The 16,545-nt window shown below is 69.4% G+C and carries 14 protein-coding genes; 2 read left to right on the plus strand and 12 right to left on the minus strand.

Annotation, left to right across the window (positions count from 1 at the left end):
* Positions 1-727: 727 nt before the first annotated feature.
* The 3 genes from ACFY32_RS24325 to aspS all read right to left on the minus strand — a co-directional run bounded on the left by ACFY32_RS24325 (position 728) and on the right by aspS (position 3,652).
* Positions 728-1,576, minus strand: a complete 849-nt coding sequence (locus ACFY32_RS24325) for a hypothetical protein (RefSeq protein ID WP_390675240.1) — start codon at positions 1,574-1,576, stop codon at positions 728-730.
* Between the two features lie 70 nt (positions 1,577-1,646).
* Complete coding sequence (locus tag ACFY32_RS24330) at positions 1,647-2,270, minus strand: nucleotidyltransferase domain-containing protein (RefSeq protein WP_390675241.1); 624 nt, start codon at positions 2,268-2,270, stop codon at positions 1,647-1,649.
* 71 nt (positions 2,271-2,341) lie between these two features.
* Positions 2,342-3,652 carry an aspartate--tRNA(Asn) ligase gene (aspS, locus tag ACFY32_RS24335; RefSeq protein WP_390675242.1) on the minus strand — a complete coding sequence of 437 codons (1,311 nt, stop codon included), beginning with the start codon at positions 3,650-3,652 and terminating at the stop codon, positions 2,342-2,344.
* 610 nt (positions 3,653-4,262) lie between these two features.
* Between aspS and gltX the strand changes: the two genes are divergently transcribed.
* Positions 4,263-5,636: a glutamate--tRNA ligase gene (gltX, locus tag ACFY32_RS24340; RefSeq protein ID WP_390675316.1), complete on the plus strand. Its 1,374-nt coding sequence runs from the start codon at positions 4,263-4,265 to the stop codon at positions 5,634-5,636.
* Positions 5,637-5,643: 7 nt separating this feature from the next.
* Here the strand turns inward: gltX and ACFY32_RS24345 are convergent, their stop codons facing one another.
* From ACFY32_RS24345 to ACFY32_RS24385, 9 genes are read right to left on the minus strand one after another with little or no spacing between them, the layout of a single operon-like run.
* Positions 5,644-6,630: a glycosyltransferase gene (locus ACFY32_RS24345; protein ID WP_390675243.1), complete on the minus strand. Its 987-nt coding sequence runs from the start codon at positions 6,628-6,630 to the stop codon at positions 5,644-5,646.
* Positions 6,627-7,241: an HD domain-containing protein gene (locus tag ACFY32_RS24350; protein ID WP_390675244.1), complete on the minus strand. Its 615-nt coding sequence runs from the start codon at positions 7,239-7,241 to the stop codon at positions 6,627-6,629. The genes ACFY32_RS24345 and ACFY32_RS24350 overlap by 4 nt, the downstream gene beginning before the upstream one ends.
* 5 nt (positions 7,242-7,246) lie before the next feature.
* On the minus strand, positions 7,247-8,962 hold the full coding sequence (locus ACFY32_RS24355; protein WP_390675245.1) for a carbamoyltransferase: 1,716 nt from the start codon (positions 8,960-8,962) through the stop codon (positions 7,247-7,249).
* 17 nt (positions 8,963-8,979) lie between these two features.
* The gene (locus ACFY32_RS24360; protein WP_390675246.1) at positions 8,980-9,771 is read right to left on the minus strand and encodes a radical SAM protein; all 792 of its coding nucleotides are present in this window, start codon (positions 9,769-9,771) and stop codon (positions 8,980-8,982) included.
* Positions 9,772-9,788: 17 nt separating this feature from the next.
* On the minus strand, positions 9,789-10,907 hold the full coding sequence (locus ACFY32_RS24365; RefSeq protein ID WP_390675247.1) for a hypothetical protein: 1,119 nt from the start codon (positions 10,905-10,907) through the stop codon (positions 9,789-9,791).
* Positions 10,907-12,016: a radical SAM protein gene (locus ACFY32_RS24370; RefSeq protein ID WP_390675248.1), complete on the minus strand. Its 1,110-nt coding sequence runs from the start codon at positions 12,014-12,016 to the stop codon at positions 10,907-10,909. The genes ACFY32_RS24365 and ACFY32_RS24370 overlap by 1 nt, the downstream gene beginning before the upstream one ends.
* A gap of 3 nt (positions 12,017-12,019) precedes the next feature.
* Positions 12,020-13,018, minus strand: a complete 999-nt coding sequence (locus ACFY32_RS24375; protein WP_390675249.1) for a D-2-hydroxyacid dehydrogenase — start codon at positions 13,016-13,018, stop codon at positions 12,020-12,022.
* Complete coding sequence (locus ACFY32_RS24380) at positions 13,015-14,325, minus strand: glycosyltransferase family 4 protein (RefSeq protein WP_390675250.1); 1,311 nt, start codon at positions 14,323-14,325, stop codon at positions 13,015-13,017. Before ACFY32_RS24380 ends, ACFY32_RS24375 begins: the two co-directional genes overlap by 4 nt.
* A gap of 44 nt (positions 14,326-14,369) precedes the next feature.
* The gene (locus tag ACFY32_RS24385) at positions 14,370-14,852 is read right to left on the minus strand and encodes an ATP-binding protein (protein WP_390675251.1); all 483 of its coding nucleotides are present in this window, start codon (positions 14,850-14,852) and stop codon (positions 14,370-14,372) included.
* A 246-nt stretch (positions 14,853-15,098) separates the two neighbouring features.
* On the opposite strand from ACFY32_RS24385, the gene ACFY32_RS24390 reads away from it, so the two are divergent.
* A complete protein-coding gene (locus ACFY32_RS24390) occupies positions 15,099-16,544 on the plus strand; it encodes a carph-isopro domain-containing protein (RefSeq protein ID WP_390675252.1) in 1,446 nt (481 codons plus the stop codon).
* Position 16,545: the final 1 nt, after the last annotated feature.

The following is a 16,545-nucleotide window of genomic DNA, read 5'->3' on the forward strand; positions in this document are numbered from 1 at the left end:
ATCGTTCTTCTTGCTGCTCAGACATTGTAAAACCATACCGCGGAGTAGGTCCCTCTGGGAAGCGGAGTGCACTGATTCAACATTCGAGTCAAGAGCGCGCAGGCGTGTGCGAGGCCGTCTGGGTGGTGCGGCGACCGTCTCCGAGAGGCATCGAGCACCGACACACACAGGTGGTGAGAAGCGCGGCTTCGCCACTACCAGCCGGAGGGCCGTAGCCTCGGTGCATGAGCGTGCGCTACGAGAGCAAGGGGGCTCCGCTGGAGCACTACCACCTGACGCCCGCGGACCACCGTCGGCAAGAGGTAGCCGTGCGCATCGCGAGTTGGGTCCAGAGCCAAGTCGCCAAGGCTCCGCCCCTGAGCCCTGAGTCAAGGGAGCGAATGCAGGAGCTGCTGGGGGGTTCAAAGCCTCGGCAGGCACACATGAGTTGGCGGGTACGCCTCTACTGCGGGCACGTCCAATTGATCACGCGCCCGCGTGGCTGTTTCCGACCGGATGACGGCATCGCGGGAGAGGAGACCTGCGGTGACTGTGGGCTCGACCCGGCAATTATCGTCGCGTACGAGCCCGTGGAGACGGATTCGATCAGGCAGGACTAAGTTGCGCGCCCCCAGTCCGAGTCGCGTCACGTTTCGGACAAGTGCGCAGTGCGGACCCTGGAGTGGCGGCGTCGTCGGGCCGGGCCGCTCCTTCGCGGTACACGCGCTCCTCCTTGCGATCACCCGGCCTAGAGCTGCTTGATGACCTCCTCGGCCATGCGTCCTGCTGGCCGCAGCCGGGGATCCTCAGGGTGCGCGTACGGACCAAGAAGCCTTGAGCAAACGAACAGCGTCATCACCTTGCCGTCCCGAGTCTCGAAGTCGCGCCGGCGCTCCAGCCACACGCGATCAGCCAAGGCTGGGACCGCAAGGGCACTCGCCCACAACGTCGCGCTGTCCAGCCCCAGGGGCGCGCTGCCCCAGTCCTCCCAGTCGAAGAGACTGAACACCGGCGCGGTGATATTGGCCCAGTTCAGGTCTGCGTGAGCTGACACCCACCGCTCGACGGTCGTTTCGAAGTCCCCAGGGAAAACACTGCGGATGGACGCGGTGACAAGCTCCTGGGTGATGGTGGCGGTGTCCGGCGTGGCGATCCGCCTCGTGGGCTGCGACGCCAGCGCGTCCAAAGTGGCGTTCAACGCCTTCCACCACTCGTTCGGAAGCTTCGGAGCCTCGTTCAGCACAGCGGTGCCGACAGGAGGGCTCGGCAGGAGATCGGTCTCGTCCGCCCGCCACATCACCGAGCCGTCTCCGGCTCGCCAGACCATACATCCGTGCCATTCAGGCTGGGCGACGCCTTCGAGACGTGCGGCACACTCTGTGCCGTTCCACCCCTGTTCTGGGATCTTGGCGAGTGCGCGCCGCTCCACCCGGACCCACGTGTCACGGTCTGTCCGGGCCCCGACGGTCCGACGCTTGCGGATCACCGAATCCGGGAGCAGGGACACCTGGAGACATCGCTCAACCCGATCAAGAACCTCGTCGACCGGCTCCACCCGTAGATCAACTGGCTGCGTAGCGGGACTCGAGAGCGCCATACCGGCGACCGTAGCAGCGGAGCGAGCCCGGCTCAGGCGGTCGAGGCATCGGCGCAAGACGGCTGGCCTCTCAGGTTCGGTCTGCGGACAAAAGACGTTTCCGCCAGGGATGGTCTGGGGCGGTCACCGCGATCGAGTCCGCTAGCCAGACGCGTTGCGACTCGTCCAGCAGCGGCAATACCGCTTCGAAGTCAGTCTCGTCCTTGGCCCGTGTGGCCTTCGTCTTGTAGAAGAGCTGCACCTCGGGCGCAAGGTAAGGGATTCCGGTCGGACTCCTCCGTCCCACTCGCCCGAGCGGAAGTCGGACCCCTGGATCGCGCCGCGAGACCCAATGGGCGCCCTCGGCCTCGTCCAGCATGAGTTGCACTGACCAGGGCGCCTTACGTGTGCGTCTGCACCAGATGTCGTGGAGGGGCACTTCGAGCATCTCGCCCGGACGCCAGGGACGAAGGCGCCCCGCGCCAGGCGGGTCCGCAACGTGCATGTCCCAGTCGCTCAGCATCTCCCGCGCGAGCGCCTGGTCGCGGCGGAGGACCAGGACGTCGAGATCACCGTGCGGGCGTAGCTCGCGACCGACGGCGAGTTCGATCGCGTACCCGCCGGCGATCCACCACGGGAAGTCGGCTCCGGCGAACATCACGGCCAGGTCCTCCGGACGAGCAGGCACCCAGCGCCCCAGTTCGTGAACACTCATCCGTCCATGCTTTCAGCGAACGAGGCTCTGGTAGAGGGGGACATCGCAGGTGGGCAGAATGCAGTGGTCGGCTATGGGGTGAGCCGGTTCGGCCCGCGGAAGAGGAAGGTGGCCTCGCGGATCGACTCCAGGCCGAGCATGACCATCAGTACGCGTCCGAGGCCCATGCCCAGACCGCCGTGCGGCGGGCACCCGTACCGGAACGCGTTCAGGTAGTCCCGCATCGGCTCCGGGCTCATGCCCTTCTCGGCGGCCTGCTTCAGCAACACGTCGTAGCGGTGCTCGCGCTGGGCGCCGGTGGTGATCTCCAGCCCCTTCCAGAGCAGGTCGAAGCTCAGGGTCACGCTCGGGTCGTCGGCCGGCCGCATGTGGTAGAAGGGCCGGATACCCACCGGGTAGTGCGTGACGAACACGAACTCGTGGCCGGTGGCCTGCCGGATGTGGGCGCTGATACTCCGCTCTCCCTCCGGGTCCAGGTCCTCCTTGATCCCCTCCGGGTGCCAGCCGCCCTTGCGCAGGATCTCGTGCGCCTCGGCCATGGTGATGCGGGGGAAGGGCGTCGTGGGGACCGTGATCTGCACGCCGTACTGCTCGCGGACGGCCTGACCGTGGGCGTCGGCGACCTTGGCGATGGCGTGGGTGAGCATCTGCTCCTCGAACGTCATCACGTCCTCCACGCCGTCGATCCAGGCGAGCTCGACGTCGACGCCGGTGAACTCGGTGGCGTGCCGGGAGGCGAACGACGGCTCGGCACGGAAGACGGGGCCGATCTCGAAGACCTTCTCGATGCCGGCCGAGATCGCCATCTGCTTGTAGAACTGGGGCGACTGGGCCAGGTAGGCGCTGCGGCCGAAGTAACCGAGCTCGAAGACCTCCGCTCCGGATTCCGAGGCGGTGCCCATGAGCTTGGGGGTGTGCATCTCCGTGGCGCCCTGCGCGTAGGCGTACTCGCGCAGCCCCTGTTCCAGGGTGGTCTGCACGGCGAACATCAGATGGGCGGCGGGACGACGGCGCACGTCCAGGAAGCGCCAGTCCAGCCTGTGCTCGATCCCCGTCTGCTCGTCGATCGGCAGCGGGGTGGTGGCTGGGTTCAGGACCTCGACGGCCTCTGGCACGATCTCCAGCCCGCCGAGCTTGACCTGGGCGGCGTCCATGACCCGTCCGGTGATCTTGACGGCGGATTCGGGAGTGAGGGCTTGGAGCCGGGCCTCCAGCGGCCCGTTGTCACGCTTGTGGGTCACCTGCACCATGCCGGTTCCGTCGCGTACGACGACGAATTGCATCTTGCTCTGCAGGCGCAGGGTGTTCACCCAGCCGAAGACGGTGACGGTACGGCCGACGTGTTCTCGCAGGTCGGAGACGTGTACGCGGCTTTGGATCATTGCGGTCCTCCGAAGGACATCGTCATGATCCCTTGGGAGTGCGGGCGAGAAGGGCAACTCGCGGTACCACCGCACTTTCACCGCCACCAGGTGGCGGCCTCGTTCTGGCCCGGTGACGGGGGCCGGCCGGCGGGGCATTGGGCCATAAGAGGGGGCCGTTCCTCCCCGCACTCGGGAGGGTCTTCGCCTCGGGGCGCGAGACCGCCTTCCCAGCTGCCGGCGGCTCTCTCTGCTCGCGTGGTCCCTGGCTACTCGTCTCCGTCAACGCGTTGCCCGGAAGGATACGAACGCCGCGATCGCGTCCGCAATCGAGAATGCGAGGGCAGCGTCGTGGGGCTTTGTATCCGGCGTTGCGTCGCATATCCGTGCGAGCGTGGAGCGTGTCCGGGTGGCTGCCGTCGAGGTCGGCTGGAGCTGTGGCGAGCGGTCAGCCGAGGTAGGGGCACGCACCTGCGGTGGAAGGGGACGGGCGAGGGGGAGTACCGGGTCGGCCGAAAAACGTCGGTGCGGAGGTAGGGCGAGTGGTCCGAGGCGTAGGCCCGGCGTCGGTACCCTGGAGCGCATGTCTACTGCCCCGGTTCGCGTTCGTTTCGCCCCGTCCCCGACCGGCATGTTCCATGTCGGTGGTGCACGGTCCGCTCTCTACAACTGGGCGGTGGCGCGACAGTCCGGCGGCAGGTTCGTCCTGCGGATCGAGGACACCGACGCGGCCCGGAACAAGCCGGAGTGGACCGAGGGCATCATCAGCGCGCTCGCGGCGATCGGCATCCATGGCGAGGACCCGGCCTTCGAGGGGCCGTACTTCCAGTCGCACAACGCCGACCGGCACCGGGAAGCGGCTCAGCAGCTCTTCGCGGCCGGCCGGGCGTACTACTGCGACTGCACCCGGGAGCAGCTGAAGGAGCGCACGGGGTCGGAGCACCTCGGGTACGACGGGTTCTGCAGGGACCGTGGGCTGGCCTTCGAGGAGGGGCGGGCGCTGCGGTTCCGGACGCCGGACGAGGGTGAGACCGTCGTGGTCGACCTGGTCCGCGGGGAGCCGGCCTTCCCGAACAATGCGATCGAGGACTTCGTGATCGCCCGCGGCGACGGGTCGCCGGTCTTTCTGATCGCCAACGTCGTGGATGACCTGGATGAGGGAATCACGCAGGTCATCCGTGGTGAGGAGCACCTGTCGAACACGCCGAAGCAGCAGCTGCTGTGGGAGGCGCTCGGTGCCAAGCCACCCGTGTGGGCGCATCTGCCGGTGATCGTGAACGAGAAGCGGCAGAAGCTGTCGAAGCGCCGGGACAAGGTGGCGCTGGAGGACTACCTCGCCGAGGGCTTCCTGCCCGAGGCGATGGTGAACTACCTCATGCTGCTCGGCTGGGGCCCGGGTGACGACCGGGAGATCAGGCCGTACGAGGAGCTGGAGCAGCTCTTCCGGATCGAGGACGTGAACACCGCACCGGCCTTCTTCGACGTGAAGAAGCTGACGGCGTTCAACGGCGAGTACATCCGCGCCCTGTCGCCGGAGCAGTTCGCCGCCGCCTGCGCGCCGTGGCTCGTCGCCCCGTACGCGCCGTGGCAGCCGGAGGCGTTCGACAAGGACGTCTTCGAGGCGGCGGCTTCCCTTGCACAGACCCGGCTGGCGCTGCTTTCCGAGATCACCAGCTATGTGGACTTCCTGTTCCTCGACGAGCCGGTCGAGGACGAGGCGTCGTGGAACAAGGCGATGAAGGCGGGCGCCGGCGACATCCTGTCGGACGCCCGCGCCGAGCTGGCCGACGTCGCGGACTGGAAGGCGGACGACCTGAAGGCCGTCCTGCTCGCCGTCGGGGAGAAGCACGGGCTGAAGCTGGGCAAGGCCCAGGCGCCCATCCGGGTCGCGGTCACCGGCCGGACGATCGGACTCCCGCTGTTCGAGTCCATGGAGTTGCTCGGCCGGGACCGCGTGCTGGCCCGTCTGGACGCCGCCAGCAAGAAGCTGGCCGCGCAGGCTTAGCCGCTGGTCAGGCGACCTGAGCCAGGAGGTTGCCCCAGGCGTCGCCGAAGTAGTTCAGGTCGAACCGGGCCAGGGCCTCGTACGCGGCCTTGGCCTCGGTGTGGCGTGCCGCCGCGCGCTGCCGGACCTGTGCCGGGAGGCGGCGGAGGTCCGGGGCCGGCTGGCCAGCCAGCGCGGCGAGGTCGCCCAGGCCGGCCACCGGGCGGATGAGGCAGGGCAGGCCGAGGAGTAAAGCCTCGGCGGCGCAGCGGCTCCAGCCCTCCCGCATCCGCGGGAGGAAGACACCGACGTCACAGGCGCGCAGCAGACGCAGGTACCGCTCGCGCTCGACGTCGTAGTGCGCGCTGTCGAGGCCGATGGTGTTGCTGCCGCTGGTGATCACCCGCAGTCCGGGAACGCCAGCCAGGGCTGCCGAGACCTCCTCGGTCCCCTTCCAGTGCACGGCCTTGCCCGCGTAGACGCCGATCACGTCGGGTGGCAGGCCGAACTCGGCGCGGCACTCGGCCCGGTCGTAACCGCGTGCCTGCTCTACTTCGGCCATGTCGAAGGCGTTGTAGATCACCCGTACGTTGCGGACGCCGCGGGCGCGGAGCTGGTCGGCCCAGTACGGGGCGACGCACACGACGGCGGCGCACTGCGGCAGAACGCGGAACAGCCGCTCCCAGAGCATGGCCTCGATGGGGGCGGAGTCATGTTGGAGCGGCTCGTAGTGGTGCAGGAGAAACACCGTGCGGGCGCGCATCTCGGGCGTGAACAGCAGCAGGCTGAGGTCGTCCCATACGAAGGTGCCGGTGGTGCCGTGCAGCGCCCGTATGGAAGGGGCCAGGCGGGCGAGGTGGCGGAGCTTGCGCCAGCGGCGGACCCGGTAGGTCCGCTTGTGGTCCGGGACGGTGCGCCATTCCACGTCGTCGGCCGTCACCTCGTGGAGCATTCGTAGGTAGACCCGGCCGCCGGTCCGGCCGACCGGCTCCATCGAGTAGACGACCCGTTTCACGGACGTACCTCCTGTATGTGGTGGACGTACTCGTCGTGCAGGCGCGCGTGCATGGTCTCCAGATGGGGGTCGAGGCCGCGGGCGGCGTCGGCGAGGGGGAGGTGGAAATCGCCCAGGGTCTGGAGGAACCGTCGGCGCCGGTCGAGGTTCGGGGACGCGGCGAGGTCGCGCAGGTTGTGCAGGCGGTCGGCGAGCCGGACGAGGAGGCCCTCGGGCGGGAGCGCGGCCTGCTTCGCGCGCCAGCGGGTCTCGTCGCCGACGGACTTCGTGCGCTGTTCGAGGCGGTGGTCGGCCGTCATGGCACGCAGGCGTGCGGTGAACGGGCCGCCGAGGTGATGGACGAGCAGTGCCTCCGACTCAGGGGACACCTCCAAGGCGTCATGGAGGAGAGCGAGGAGGAGCGTCTCGGGGTGACGGACGCCGATCTCTGTTCGCAGGAGCCTGACGACGGCCAGTGGGTGCTCCAGGTATGGCGTGCCCTGGTCGCGGGTGTGGCCGTCGTAGACCGTGAGCGCGAGGCCGGCGGCCACGCGGGCGCGGGACTGCTCGTCCGGGCTCCACGCGGCGGCACCGAGCACGGTCAGGACGTGGTCGAGATCGATGGGATCCATCCGCCTCACCTCGTACGAAGGGTCTGGGAACGGGGATCGGGGACGTGGTCGGCGAGTAGCAGCGTGTCCCCGACGGCGAGGGCGTCGAGGCGTAGGTCCACCGCCGCTGCCACGGCTTGCTCAGCGGTCCGCAGGATCGGGGTGCCTTTGCGGTTGAACGATGTGTTCAGCAGCAGCGGCAGTCCGGTGAGGTCGCGGAACTGCTCAAGGAGGTCGCGCAGGCCCTGGTGGTCGGCTGCGATGGACTGGACGCGGGCGGTGCCGTCGTGGTGGGTGACCGCCGCGACGCGGTCGGCTCGGCACCGTCGGACGGTGGCGACGCGGTTCATGAAGGGGTCGCCCGCCGACATGAACCATTCCGTGGCGTGCTCGGCGAGGACGGCCGGCGCGAACGGGCGGTACGCGGCTCGCTTTTTGATCGCGTTGAGTCGGTCCCGCGTGGCGGCGTGACCGGGGTGGGCGAGGATCGAGCGATGGCCGAGGGCACGCGGCCCGAATTCGAGTTGTCCCCGCACCCAGCCGACGATGCGGTGCTCGGCGAGCAGTGCCGCCACCGTGGGTGCCAGGCCGAGCCCGAGGTGGGGCAAGGCGTGGTAGCCGGTCGGCACCGTTGTCGTCGGCAGCGCGCCCGGCTCGGGGCCCCAGGCCGCGTCGGTCGGCACCAGCACGCGCTCCTGCCCGAGCTGGTAGTGCCAGCCGTAGAGCGCGGCGCCCACGGCTGTGCCGGCGTCGTGCGGTGCCGGTGCGACGAAGAGGGTGTCAAAGCCGCTGTCGGCGGCCAGCTGGCCGTTGAGGTGGGAGTTCAGGGCGCATCCGCCCGAGAACACCAACGCTGAGGCCCGAGTGAGTCGTTGCAGGTGGCGGGCGATGTGGACGACCGATTCGGCGAAGACCTCCTGGACGGCGGCGGCCAGGTCGGCACGCTTGTGTTCCGGCTGTTCCGCGACGTTGTCGGCGGTCCACGCCCGTCCATCCAGGAGCAGCGGTGTGCTGCTGTCCGCGGAACCCCACGGGTGGTCGATGCGGACCTCGCCCTCGTCGCCGAGCCGGACCAGTTCGCGGATGTGTGTTCCGTAGCGCTGGGGATCGCCGAAGGCCGCGAGCGCCATCATGCTGCCTTCGGGCTCGTCGCCGGGTGGGATCACCCGCCGGGCGAGGTTCCGGTAAAAGTGCCCGAGGGAGGAGTGGACCCGCCGGGGCCCGACCGGGCCCGGCACGATGGCGGGCATGCCCTGGTGGAGGCGGTCGATGCGATCGGGCCACAGGTCGTACCCGGTGATGCGCTCCCGGCCGGGGCCGAAGTCGGAGCCCAGGGAGGAGCCGCCGGCGTCGATGACGAGGCCCGCGGCGTGCTCGTGCCCGGAGAGCAGGTAGCCGGAGAGCACGTGGGCCGTGTGGTGGGAGAGGAGGCGGAGGTGTTCGCCGAGCGGGGCGGGCAGGAGGGCGGCGAGTTCCTCCCGTTCCTCGGCCAGCCACCAACCGGCTGCGGGGGTGGGACGCATGGAGGCCGCCCAGACAGTGTCCACATCCTCCGGCTCGATGCCGGCGGCCTCCAGGCAATACTGGAGTGCACGGGTCGGGACGGTGAGCGTGCCCTTGCGGGTGGGGTGGTTGTGCTTGACGCCGCTCCAGCGCTCCTCTTCGGCGGCGTAGACGCGGCCGTCGACGACTAACGCGGCGGCCGTGTCGTGGTGGAAGTTCAGTCCGAGGACTGCGGGCATGGTGGTGTACCTCCCGATCAGACGGTGAGGGCGGGGACGAGTGCGGCGCCGGAGTCGGTGTACTCGTGGCAGCGCAGGCAGAACCGGAAGTGGTGCCCCCGGGGCGCGAACACCTTGGCCGCGAAGTCCTCGTCCCAGATGCTGAACTCGCTGTCGTCCTTCGCCATGGCGTTGAAGCAGCGGTAGCAGGACCCGTCCATCTCGATCATCAGGTGCTTGTCGAGGTATCGGTCGCAGAGGCCGCGCAGCTCGTTCGCCGGCTGGCCCACGTCGACGTGGTGCACGTGGTTGGTGACATGAATGGCGCCGTACTGCTCACACAGCGCCCCGAGCTGCGTGAGCCGGGTGGAACTGATGCCTTCCAGGACACTGTTGACGACCACGGTCTTGCCTGCTTCGCGGAGGCGGGGCACGACGGCGTGCACCTCGTCGTAGTTCCCGTGTTCGTCGTCGCAGCCGATGAGGATCTGGTCGTAGGAGCGGAGGGTCGCCTCCATGATCGGCTGGTTGCGGGCCAGCGTGATGGCGTTCGTACCCAGGACCATGACCTTGTCCGGCAGTCGCGAGCGGGCGGCGTCGCTGAGTGCCGGGAAGTCCCGGTGCACGGTGGGTTCGCCGCCGTTGATGTGCAACTGCTGGAAGGGGATGGTCTCCAGCCGGGTCAGGATGGTGGAGAACAGATCCAGGGACATGTTCTCGCCCTGGGCGCCGTCGGCGAAGATGCAGAAGTCGCAGTGCCGGTTGCACTTCGTGGTGATCTTGACCTTGGCCGTTTTGAGGGTGCGGGGCACCGGCGCACGCGGGGTCATTGGCGAGACTCCTTGGGTCAGAGGTGGACGTCGTCGGGTGTGAGGCTGAGGAAGTCCTGGACGGTGGTCTTCTGCCGGTGCCAGCGCGCGAGGGCTGCGCGCAGGATGTCGGCGCTGGTGGGCCCAGTGGGGATCAGCGCCGCCATCCGAGCGGCCAGCCGCTGGGCGGCAGTCGCCTCGTCTGCCGCGAGCACGGTCAGCGTTCGCGCGGCGGAGCGGAGTTCCTTCGCCTCCCGCCGGATCAGGTACTCGGTCGCCACGCCGGGCGGCGGATCGAGGTAGTACAGCCAGCGGGCGACGCGTACACGGAGCATGCCGGCCGTCATCACCCAGTCAGTACGAGCGTGCTCCCGGCCCTGGCCGTCTGGGCGGCCCTCGTCAGGAACGCGGCGCATGGCCGCCTCCAGGGCGACATGGGCCGCGCGGAGCAGGTGGCGCGGGCTCCGTGGTCGGACATCGGCGCGGTTCTCTGAGTACCGGAGGAACAGCTCGGCGTATCCGTCCAGTCCCTCCGGCCGCCACTGGGTGAGGGCCGCCGTCTTTCCGGGGCAGCGGGTACGGGTCGCGAGTGCGGCGGCAGCGAACCAGCACGGGGCGAGGTAGTGCCACGCCACGCAGTGGCGTCGGTACGCGGCGATGTCCTCGACCACGTTGTCCGTGCTGTCCGCAGCCAGCTGGTATCGGCCGCCCATCCGAGCCTGGAGGATCCCCCGATAGAACCGCTCATCGACCTCGCACCAGGGCGCCATCTGGGCGCGGGACTTCCAGCGTTGGAAGTCCCGCGCGCTGCCGCTGATCAGTGACCAGGTCGCGAGTTCGGGCGCGGAGACGAGTCTCCCGTCCGTCTCGGTCACGGTGAACGCGAAGCCGGGCGGGTGCTCCAGGAGACGTCGATGGAAGACTTCCCGGTCGACTGCGGCGGTGTGTGCGGCGGCCAGGCGGTGGTTCCACTCTTCCCAGTCCGCAGGTGCCTGGCGCAGGATGACGCGTACGTCGATGTCGGAGTGCGGAGCCAGCAGGTCGGCCGGCTGCCACTTGTGGGTGAGCATCACGGCCCCGACGCCGTGAGCGTCCAGCTCGCCTTCGTACAGAGCGCCGAGCTCCTGGTAGAGAGGCGGCGCGTCGACCACGACCATCACCGCTCCCCGGTGGAGGCGCGGGCGCAGGAGGGGCCGGCTGCCCCCGTGGGGAGGACGGGCAGCAGGGGCAGGACCGGGGTGCCTTCCGGGCGCTCCATCCGGTCCCAGCGCAGGTCGTAGTCGACGTAGTGGAAGCCCTGCCAGGCGTCGTTGGTGCTGCGGTCGAGCATGGCCTGGAAGAGGTGAGCGAAGGCGTCGCCGAGGGTGCCGTCGGCGAGGTGGGGCTTCAGGGGGATGTCGCGGTTGTGCAGGATGCAGGGTCGCGCCACTCCGGTGGGCGTGATCTTGATCCGGTTGGCGTCGGAGCAGGTGGCGCAGCTGGAATTGGAGATGAAGCCGATCGACCCTGCCCATCCGTCGGGACGGAGGTACTGACCGGGGCTGCGGACGCCCAGCTGGTTCCGGGGGACTTCGCCGGCGTCCGCGAACCACTCGTGGAGACGGTCGCGGACCTCTGCCTCGGTGATGAACTCGGTGTCGAAGAGCGCTTGGGCGGGGCCGATGTTCTGGAGTTCGATCAGGCGGACGGCGACGGGCAGGTCGCGGGCGAGTTCGGCCACGGCGAAGGCGTCGTCCAGGTAGGTGCGCTGAAGCACGCAGTTGATCTTCACTCGCAGGCCGAGGGAGAGGGCGGCGTCGAGGGTGCTCCGGGTGGTGCGCGGGTCGCCGCCGCCCATGATCGCGGCGGACCGCGCCGGGTCGAGGCTGTGGAGGCTGAGGTTGAGGTAGGTCAGGCCGGCGTCGTGGAGCTGTTCGACCTTCAGCCCCCGACGCAGGTTGCCGTGGCTGGTCATGCCGATCGCGGCGTCGGGCCCGAGGCCGTCGGCGAGGCCCGCGATGACGTCGAGGATGTCGGCGCGGAGGGTCGGTTCACCGCCGGAGCAGTGCGCCTTCCTGATCTCCCAGGCCCCGGCCTCGGTGGCGATGGCCGCGTAGTCGGAGGCGGTCAGGGGCCGGGCTTTGTGCCCGTAGTCCGGCATGCACCGGGGCTTGCAGAAGACGCAGTCCAGGTTGCACAGCGAGTTCAGGGTGAAGGCCAGGTAGGGGTGGTTGCGGCCGGCAGCGGCAAAGGCGGCGGCCAGGTCGTCGTGGTCTGCGGTGGGCATTGGTCAGCCTCCTACGAGCGGAGAGCGGGTGGCGGGCGCCTCGGCCAGGCCGTTGAGGGGCTGGCCCGAGAGATAGCGGTGCAGGTTGTCGGCGAAAAACGCCACCGCCTCGTCCATGTACGCGCGGCAGAACACCGAGCTTTTCGGGGTGAGCACGACCCGGGGGTGGAGCCGCAGCGGATGGCGGGCGGGCAGCGGTTTCGGATCGAACACGTCCAGGGCCGCGCCGCGCAGGTGGCCGGTGTCGAGGGAGGCGAGGAGGGCCGACTGGTCGACGGTTGCCGCGCGGCCGAGGTTGAGGAAGAGAGAGCGGGGCTTGCACGCCGAGAAAAGGTCGTGGTCGAAGTAGTGGTCCGTGGCCCGGGTCGCGGGCAGCAGATTGACCACTACGTCGGCGACGGACACTGCCTGGTGCACCGCCGTGGTGTTTACCCACGTGATCCCGCCCTCGGCAGTCACAGGTGGTGTCCGGCATACGCCGATGACGTTCATGCCGAAGGCCCGAGCGGCCTGGGCGAGGTGACGTCCGACGCTGCCGCAGCCGACGATGGCCATCGTCGCCCCCGCCAGGTCGAAGAACTCCTCGGCCAGGTCGTCCTTCCACCAGGCACGGTTCCGCTGGACGCGCTGGCTGATGAACAGCCCGCGGGAGAAGCCCAGGACCAGGCCCATGGCGTGCTCGGCCATGGGCCTGCCGTGAAAGCCGTACGAGCGGGTCAGGGCCACCCCGACGGAGTGCGCCTCGGCGGCGGGCAGATGGTCAGTGCCGGCGGCCGGGGAAGCGATCCACTTCAGATGTGGCGCGGCGAACAGCCACGATGGCGCGAATCGCCACCCGAAGTAGACGTGTGCGTCGGCCAGCTGGTGAGGCACGGCCTCCTCGGTCGCCCTGCGGAACTCGACGCCGGGGAAGGCGGCGGACAGCGCACGCTCGTGCTCGGAGGACAGCCGCCAGAAGGAGTGCGGGGACTCCAGGCTGATCAGCACCACCGGCTGGTTCATCGCGCGCGGCCCTCCGCGGTGGCTGACTGGGCCAGCGCCCAAGGGGCGATGCGGTCCATAACGGAACCGATGCTGGCCTCGTAGTCGTGGCGGGAGCGCACCAGGGCCGCCCCAGCGCTCCGGAGCCGATCGCGTTCTCGGGGCAGGACGGTTAGGGCCTGGTGCAGGGCGGACGCCAGGGACCTGGGGTCCTGCGGTGCGGCCGTGAAGCCGGTCTCGCCGTCGATGACGGTCTGAGCCAGGCCGCCGGCCGTGGTCGCGACCACCGGGCCCGCACCGGCTGCGAACGCCTCCAGGGGTATCCGGCCGAAGGGCTCCTCGCGAGAGGGAACGATGACCGCGCGCAGGGCCGGGCTGTGCAACCAGGCACGGATCGCGGGGGTGAAGCGAGTGATCAGAGTCGCGTCCAGATCGTGCGCGCGGATGTGTGCCGCCAGGTCCTGCTGGTACGAGGAGGGGCGCTGGTGTTCCTCCGAGGTCACGGCAGCCAGCAGCAGGTGAGGAACGGGGACACCGCGTTCCTTCAGCAGGCGCAACGCCTCCAGGAGATCTTCGAAGCCTTTCGTCGGGACTGCGCGGCCCATGGCGAGAAGGAATCCGGCACGGGCCTTGAATGGCAGCGGCAGAGCCGTAGTCGGCCTGACCATCTCCTCACGGATCAGCCCGTTAGGGATGCTCACGATGCTCGACCGAGGGACGGCGTAGTTGACGACGAGGTGGCCTCGCATGTGGGAGGAGATGGCCCCGACGCGCGCACCTCGGAGTGTCGCCGCCCGCAGGGCGTCCCGCTCCCAGCGGACGCGGGAGACGTCCTTGGGCCGCGTCAGCGCGGTCGTGGAGCGGGGCACGAGCAGCAGGTCCGTGGTCGGCGACGTGTAGGGCGCGAGCCCGAGGAACGGGATGTCCAGGCCGACGAGGAGGCACCGGCCCGCCCGCGCGGCGATGCGTATGGCCGCCTCGCCCGCCAGGTCGCACAGCTGAACCGAGCCGCGGACCGAGTCCGGCGGCGCGTTGACCTTCGGGATCGTGATGACCTCGGCCGCGGCCTGCCGCAGCATCTGCCGCACCTCGCCGGCCCACCGTTGATTGTGCGCTCCCGCGGCCTCGGGCACGTGCGGGGTGATCACTGAGAGGCGGCCTGTCGGCAGGAGCCGGGCCAGTGCCGTGAGGAAGGCGCGGTTGCTGAAGCCGGTGCCCGACGCCGCGCCGTAGAAGCCCTCGTGGAGAGCGACGACGACCCTGGGCTGACGAGCGGCCTCCGGCGCAGCCATGAGTGAGGGTGGGGAAGTCGCATGGTCGATGCGCACTGTGTGGTGCCTCCTTGGAGGACGGATTTCTGCAGGCGTGGACATCAGGCGCCGGCGGACGAGGAGCACGGCCTGTGGGTGAGTCGGCACCAGGCACGAGAGCCGCTGGTGCCAGTCGTCAGCGACCAGGCATCGGCCAAGGCATCGACGATGACCAGTCCCCGTCCTGATTCGGCCTGCTCGTCGGGAGCGGTAGGAGAAGCGGGTGCCGGGCGGGAACAGCCGCCGTCGGTGACAGTGATCTCGATCTCGAGGCCGCCGCTGGCCAGACTCCTGCGGTCGACGCACAGAACCAACGGAGGACTGCCCGAGACGAAGGCGTTCGTCGCGAGCTCCGACCCGATCAGGCGGGCGTCAGCAAGTACGTCCGTCTCAGTGCCACGCAGCGCCAGCGCCACGGCGCCCCGGGCGACCTCGGCCGCTTCCGGTCCGTACGGCAGATCCGTGATCAGGGTGGTCGTTCCGTCGTCAGCGACGAGCCCGCGTCCGGGGGCGGAGGTTGGTCGTTCGGCGTCACGGTCCAGCACATCGCCTGGTCGGCCTGGGGAGGTGCTCGTGTGCTGTCTCAAGGCCCACCTCTTTCTCCGTCGGCTCGGAAGACGGGCGCCTCCGCCGAGATCCAAGAACACAGGAGGGGGACGGTCAGGCAGGACCCGATCAGTGGGTCAACTCGGTCAACTTCTATGCGGCGGTGGTGAATCGTCCGTCCAGGGGCATCACCATGGGGCTCGTGAAGTGATGGGACGAACCACTGGAGCGAAGGGTGGTCGCACGTGGCACCGCAGGCAGGCGAGCCCAACGCCGTACTGGCGGAGTGCCTCGACGAACTCGGGTGGAGCCCGAAGGCGCTCGCTCGCAAGCTCAACCGGGTCTTCGGCGCGGGGACGGTGGCCGAGTCGGCGCCGTACCACTGGCGGGACGCCGGCTCCCTGCCGCGCTCGCCGTTGCCGATGATGGCCGCCTACGTGCTCTCCCAGGAGCTGGGTAGGAACGTCTCGGTGGCCGAACTGTGGCAGGGCCGTGTGGGCGACTCGTCAGCGCTGGTCCCCGCGGACACAGATCTCGCGCGGCCTTGGACCGCGCAGGGCATGGAGGCGATCGTGGAGGACTGGGTGATGGGAGGGCTTGTCGACCGTCGCCGGTTCCTCGCGATCTCGGGCGCGGGACTCCTCGCGATCGTCGCCCAGTACCTCGACGGCACCGCGGGACGCGGTCAGTACACGCCTCGAATGACGTCGTCGCTCGGCACCGATCCGCTCGTGGACCAAGTGGAGCAGCATCTCCCCATGCTCCAGTTGCTCGATGACGAGCACGGAGGGGCACGTCATCTGCCCTACGTTGGAGCGCAGTTCCGGGCTGTCGGACTGCTGATTCGCGAAGGCGGCCACCCTCCGGCTGTCGCGAGCCGTCTGATCCGCGCGCTCGCGGAGATCGGTCAGCTGGCCGGCTGGATGGCCTTCGACGCGGCCGACCACGGACTGGCGCAGCGCTACTTCGTCACGGCGCTTCGGGCCGCCCATCAGGTCAATGATCTTCCCCTGTGTGCCCACATCCTGGGCGACCTGTCCTTCCAGGCGGCGAGTCGCGGACACCCCGCGGACGCCATCGCCCTCGGAGAGGCCGCCCGCCGTGCGAGCGATGCCGCTCCGCTGGCTGTCTGGGCGTCCGTCCTGTCCCGGCTCGCCTACGCGTACGCCGCCGCCGGCCGTGACAACGACTTCGCCCACACTCGTGGCGCTGCCCGCGAACTGATCGCAAGCCGGGACGGCCGCCAAGAAGAGCCCCGCTGGATGTACTTCCTCACCGACAACCACCTGGACTGCCAGGCTGGTTACGGCCTCATCCAGATGGGTCGTGCACAGCAGAAGGCGGAGAGCGGAAAGAAGAGCCGCCGCTTCCTCGCCCAAGGGACCGAGATGCTCAGATCCGGGGCGTACGACGTCCCGCGCGGCGACCCCAGCCAGCGCCGAGCCATGTTCGAGGGAGCCTGGCTGGCCCTGGGCCACAGCGCCCACGGAGACCTGGAGGCAGCCTGCGAGATCGGCCAGATCGCCGCCGACCGCCTCGATGTCGTCCGCTCGCCTCGCAGCGCGGCGCTGCTCCACCAGCTTGCCGCCGATCTCCGCCGCCGACAGCGCAACCCTCACGTGCGCGGCTTCCTGCCAGCCCTGGAGGACGCCCTCGCCCAACACGCCCCATCGACGCAACCCGGCCGTTAGG

It is taken from the genome of Streptomyces sp. NPDC000134 (genome assembly GCF_042899225.1).
Taxonomy (GTDB): domain Bacteria; phylum Actinomycetota; class Actinomycetes; order Streptomycetales; family Streptomycetaceae; genus Streptomyces.

What these genes read in the sequence shown, in the direction of transcription:
- ACFY32_RS24325 (WP_390675240.1), bottom strand. Translation starts at nt 1,576, where the DNA reads ATGGCGCTCTCGAGTCCCGCTACGCAGCCAGTTGATCTACGGGTGGAG.
- ACFY32_RS24330 (WP_390675241.1), bottom strand. Translation starts at nt 2,270, where the DNA reads ATGAGTGTTCACGAACTGGGGCGCTGGGTGCCTGCTCGTCCGGAGGAC.
- aspS (WP_390675242.1), bottom strand. Translation starts at nt 3,652, where the DNA reads ATGATCCAAAGCCGCGTACACGTCTCCGACCTGCGAGAACACGTCGGC.
- gltX (WP_390675316.1), top strand. Translation starts at nt 4,263, where the DNA reads ATGTTCCATGTCGGTGGTGCACGGTCCGCTCTCTACAACTGGGCGGTG.
- ACFY32_RS24350 (WP_390675244.1), bottom strand. Translation starts at nt 7,241, where the DNA reads ATGGATCCCATCGATCTCGACCACGTCCTGACCGTGCTCGGTGCCGCC.
- ACFY32_RS24355 (WP_390675245.1), bottom strand. Translation starts at nt 8,962, where the DNA reads ATGCCCGCAGTCCTCGGACTGAACTTCCACCACGACACGGCCGCCGCG.
- ACFY32_RS24360 (WP_390675246.1), bottom strand. Translation starts at nt 9,771, where the DNA reads ATGACCCCGCGTGCGCCGGTGCCCCGCACCCTCAAAACGGCCAAGGTC.
- ACFY32_RS24365 (WP_390675247.1), bottom strand. Translation starts at nt 10,907, where the DNA reads ATGGTCGTGGTCGACGCGCCGCCTCTCTACCAGGAGCTCGGCGCTCTG.
- ACFY32_RS24370 (WP_390675248.1), bottom strand. Translation starts at nt 12,016, where the DNA reads ATGCCCACCGCAGACCACGACGACCTGGCCGCCGCCTTTGCCGCTGCC.
- ACFY32_RS24375 (WP_390675249.1), bottom strand. Translation starts at nt 13,018, where the DNA reads ATGAACCAGCCGGTGGTGCTGATCAGCCTGGAGTCCCCGCACTCCTTC.